Source organism: Streptomyces chiangmaiensis (assembly GCF_036281785.1).
Taxonomy (GTDB): Bacteria; Actinomycetota; Actinomycetes; order Streptomycetales; family Streptomycetaceae; genus Streptomyces; species Streptomyces chiangmaiensis.
Genome location: NZ_JAYWVC010000400.1, coordinates 1 through 3,862 on the forward strand (window position 1 = coordinate 1; position 3,862 = coordinate 3,862).

Annotated in this window: 3 protein-coding genes and 1 pseudogene; 1 reads left to right on the top strand and 3 read right to left on the bottom strand. The window is 69.3% G+C overall.

The window, feature by feature from the left end:
• The 3 genes and pseudogenes from VXC91_RS43245 to VXC91_RS43255 form a co-directional block, all read right to left on the bottom strand.
• Positions 1-780 (bottom strand): annotated as a pseudogene (locus VXC91_RS43245) (transposase); the annotation flags it as partial.
• A 254-nt stretch (positions 781-1,034) separates the two neighbouring features.
• The gene (locus VXC91_RS43250; protein WP_329512834.1) at positions 1,035-2,240 is read right to left on the bottom strand and encodes an IS701 family transposase; all 1,206 of its coding nucleotides are present in this window, start codon (positions 2,238-2,240) and stop codon (positions 1,035-1,037) included.
• A complete protein-coding gene (locus VXC91_RS43255) occupies positions 2,137-3,369 on the bottom strand; it encodes an aromatic acid exporter family protein (RefSeq protein ID WP_329512835.1) in 1,233 nt (410 codons plus the stop codon). The genes VXC91_RS43250 and VXC91_RS43255 overlap by 104 nt, the downstream gene beginning before the upstream one ends.
• Positions 3,370-3,498: 129 nt before the next feature.
• Between VXC91_RS43255 and VXC91_RS43260 the strand changes: the two genes are divergently transcribed.
• Positions 3,499-3,660, top strand: coding sequence for a hypothetical protein (locus VXC91_RS43260; protein ID WP_329512836.1), 162 nt, complete (start codon positions 3,499-3,501; stop codon positions 3,658-3,660).
• Positions 3,661-3,862 lie beyond the last annotated feature (202 nt).

Genomic DNA, 3,862 nt, shown 5'->3' on the forward strand with positions numbered 1-3,862 from the left:
TTCTTCATCGACGACGGCTTGGGCGTTGTAGGCCTGGATGTAGGCGCCGTCGCTGTTCTTCATGATCCGCGAGTCGGGGTCGGTGAAGTTGGCCTGGGCCTTCGGCTTGGGCCGGGCCTTGGCGGCGGCCTTCTGGCCGGCGTCGGTGACGGCCCGCTCGTCGCTGGTCCCGGCACGCTCCTGACGGCGGCGTTCTTTGTCCTCGGCTTCGTCAGCGGCCTCCGCGTCGGCCAACAGGGCCTGGGCCTTCGCTTCCAACTGGGCGATCTCGGCCTCTATCCGCTCTTCCTTGTCGATCAGTCAGCCGTGGCTCATCGCCTTGTGTTTGGAGGCGTTCGCTTCGAGCTTGGTGCCGTCCAGGGCGACGCGGCCCATCTTGACCATGCCCAGCTTCTGGGCGAGGTGCAGGGACTGGGTGAACAGGCCGGCCAGGGCGTCCAGGTGGCGGCGGCGGAACCGGGCGATCGAGCGGAAGTCCGGGGCCTGATCAGCGGCCAGGAACCGGAACGCAACGTCATCGACGCAACGGCGCTCGATCGCCCGCGAGGAGCGGACCCCGGTGGTGTAGCCGTAGATCAGCAGCCGCACCATCAGCCGAGGGTCGTAGGGCGGGTAGCCGCGCTTTTCGGTGTAGTCCGCCAGGACCGGTCCGAGGTCGAGCACCTCGTCGACCAGGTCGGCGACGAACCGGGCCAGATGGTCCTCGGGCAGCCAGTCGTCCAGCGACGGCGGCAGCAGCAGGACCTGGTGCGGATCGAATGCCCGGAACGTCTTGTCCACCGCCGCCGGACGACCCATCGGCCGCTTCTTCTCGACCGGCTCGACATCGAACAGCCCATCGCCACCATGCATACCGAGATCATCCCGCATGAATGATCACGAACTGCAGGCGGGTTGCCGGTTACTGAGACACGTAGGGCTTGGTTAGGTCTTGTGGTGTGGTTCAGGTGTGGGTGCGGGTTGGCCGCATATCGAGCAGGCGCCGGTCCAGGTGGCCAGGATTTTCTGTAACTCGCGGAGGACCGCATAGAGGGTCAGGCCGGCGCAGGGGCTTTTGGGTCGAGCCGTAGCAGGGTGCAGAAGGCCTGGGCGAGGGCGGCCAGGGTGACGTGGCGGTGCCAGCCGAGGTAGGTGCGGCCTTCGAAGTGGTCCAGGCCGAGACCGTCCTTGAGTTCGCGGTAGTCGTGCTCGATCCTCCAGCGGATCTTGGCGATACGGACCAGTTCGCGCAGCGGGGTGTCGGCGGGCAGGGTGGACAGCCAGTAGTCGGTGGGCTCGGCGGTGCCGGGTGGCCATTCGGCCAGCAGCCAGCACTCGGGCAGGCTGCCGTCCACATCACGGGGGATGTCGCGGTTGGCCGGGCGCACGCGCAGGGCCACGAAGCGTGAGCGCATCTCGGCACGCGGGTTGCGCGGGCCGGTCTTGGTGCCCTGGCGCCAGATGACGGTGCGGGCGGCGCCGCGTCCGGCGGCCAGGACCAGGGCGCGCAGTGTGCTGTGCGGCATCGGGTAGGCGGGCCCGGGCCGGCGGCCACGGCCGCTGTAGGCCGGGCGCTCGGGCACGGCCTCGCCGGGGTAGGCGGTGGTGGTGCCCTTGACGGCGACCGCGTAGGCCAGGCCGCGTTCGGTCAGGCCCGACCGGAAGCCGGTGGCGTCGCCGTACCCGGCATCGGCGACCACGGGAAGATCCGGCAGTTCCCACTGCTTGCGGACTTCGTCGAGCATCTCCAGTGCCTGACGCCACTTCTCGTTGTGGCGGACCTGGTCGGGGATGCCCGCCCGTCGGCGGCGCCGGCGGATCGCCTCGGCCAGCAGCCTGTCGTCTTCGGCTGTGGCATCGTCCCAGCTGTCGGGGATGAACAACCGCCAGTTGACGGCCGAGGACGCCCTGTCGCTGACCAGGCTGACACTGACCCCTATCTGGCAGTTGCCGCGTTTGCCCAGGGCGCCGCAGTACATCCGTGCCACCCCGGGGGAGTCGTAGCCGTCCTTGGGGAAACCGGTGTCGTCGATCGCGTATGCCTGCGGGGCAATATGCGCCGCCGCCCACCGGGCCACCCGCCGCCGCACCTCGACGTAGTCCCAGGTGGAGGAGGAGATGAACTGCTGCAGCTGTTGGCGATCCACGCCCAGGCGCTCAGCCATCGGCTGCATCGACTTGCGTTTGCCGTCCAGCATCAGCCCGCGCACGTAGAACTCGCCTTTGGCCCGCTGGTCCCGCCGCGCGAGCGAGCCGAGCATCTCGGAAACGAACGTCTCCAGACGCGGACGGACCTCGTCCATCTCGAGTTGCGGCAGCTGCGGTGAACCGGTCGGCGCGGTCCAGGTCGGCCAGCAGGCGCTCGACGTCGGTCATCAGCGATCCGTACACGTGCCACGCGCCCGGCTCGGACAGCCTGCCGTGTGCGATCAGGTCGGTCATCGTCCTGTGCCAGGCCGTGGTCTCGCCGATGCCCTTGCGCAGCCGGTCGCGCGCGGGAGCGTCGTCGGGGTGGACGGATCGCCCGATGTCTGCGAACGACGTCACCGCCTGTCCGGCGTCCTCCAGGGTCGCCGCGTACCGGTCCAGGAAGAGCCTGCCCAGGTGGTGATCGGTGTGCCGATCATCGACGTTGTCGGCCAGTGTGCGGGCGATGCCCCGGACCTGGAAAGAGACGTGGTGCAGGGCGCGGAGCGCCTCGCCGTGCGCCGGCGGCTTCACCCTTCCGTGCACGGCGAACCGCGTGTTCCAGCGCAGACTCTCCTGGCCTTGGCGCACGTCCTCGTATGCCTGTATCACCAGTGCTTCCAGATGCCTGCCCTGCTCCAGCCACGTGTGCGCGTGGTCGGAGTGCTGACGTTCGCGCAGACCGCGACCCATGTCGCCCAGCAGTGACCCCATGGCCGCGCCCAGTTCGCACACGGAGGCGCCGGAGGCCTCCAGGTGCAGCGGGGGCAGGACGAGCGCGTTCACCGCGGTGCCCACGGCCGCGCCGGCCGCCGTCGCCAGGACCAGGGCGACCAACTGGCCCACGGAGGCAACTGTGGCCACGGTCAGGGCGAGCACGGCCGTCGAGACGACCTGCAGTCGGCTTTCGGAGCTTCGGTGGCCACCGGCGAACAGCGCGATCGCCAGGATCGCCACGACGCTGCCCGCGGTCGAGCCGAGCAGCCACACGACGGCCGCGGCCAACGACAGTCCCGCTGCCCTGGTGGCCACGCTGCTGACGGCCTGCGTCACCGACCGGTGGATGGTCGGGGCGTTGACCATGAGCAGCGCCGTGGCCACGGCGGCATATCGCTGTCCCGCGGGCAGACACCACGAGGCGACCTCCCATGACAGGAGTGCCGCGGTGAGGCCCTTGACCACCTGTGCCAGTGCCGTGCCCACCCGTCCGGGGGGCGCTGTCCGGGAAGTGCGCAAGGACCGCAGGGCACGACCTGCCGTCTGCCATGCAAAACTGGTTGGGCGATACACGAATGTGATGATTACATGATTTGCCCGCTTTGCCGTTGTGGCGTGGCGCACATCAGGCGAGCCTTGCGGGCGCCCCGCACCCCCCGCACCCCCCAGACCAAGCTGACGACCACCCAGCTGGCAAAAAAGACGCTCCAGACCCCGTTGGCCGACCAGCCCCTCGACAGCCAAACCAGGCACACCATGACCCAGGCCAAAGCCTAAACAGCGGCGCCGATCGCGCTCCGGCTCAGGTCAGGGAGTTGCCAGGTCAGCCGCCATCCGCATACGGCGTCTTCCGGGAGCCAGAGAGGGAGCCACCCGGCGCAGACGCTCCTGGACGACGGCGGACGGACGCGGACGCCGGGGCCGAATTGGCGCAGGTGGCGGAGGATGCGCTACTGTCTTCCACGTCGCCAGGGCGACG

What these genes read in the sequence shown, in the direction of transcription:
- VXC91_RS43250 (WP_329512834.1), bottom strand. Translation starts at nt 2,240, where the DNA reads ATGCTCGGCTCGCTCGCGCGGCGGGACCAGCGGGCCAAAGGCGAGTTC.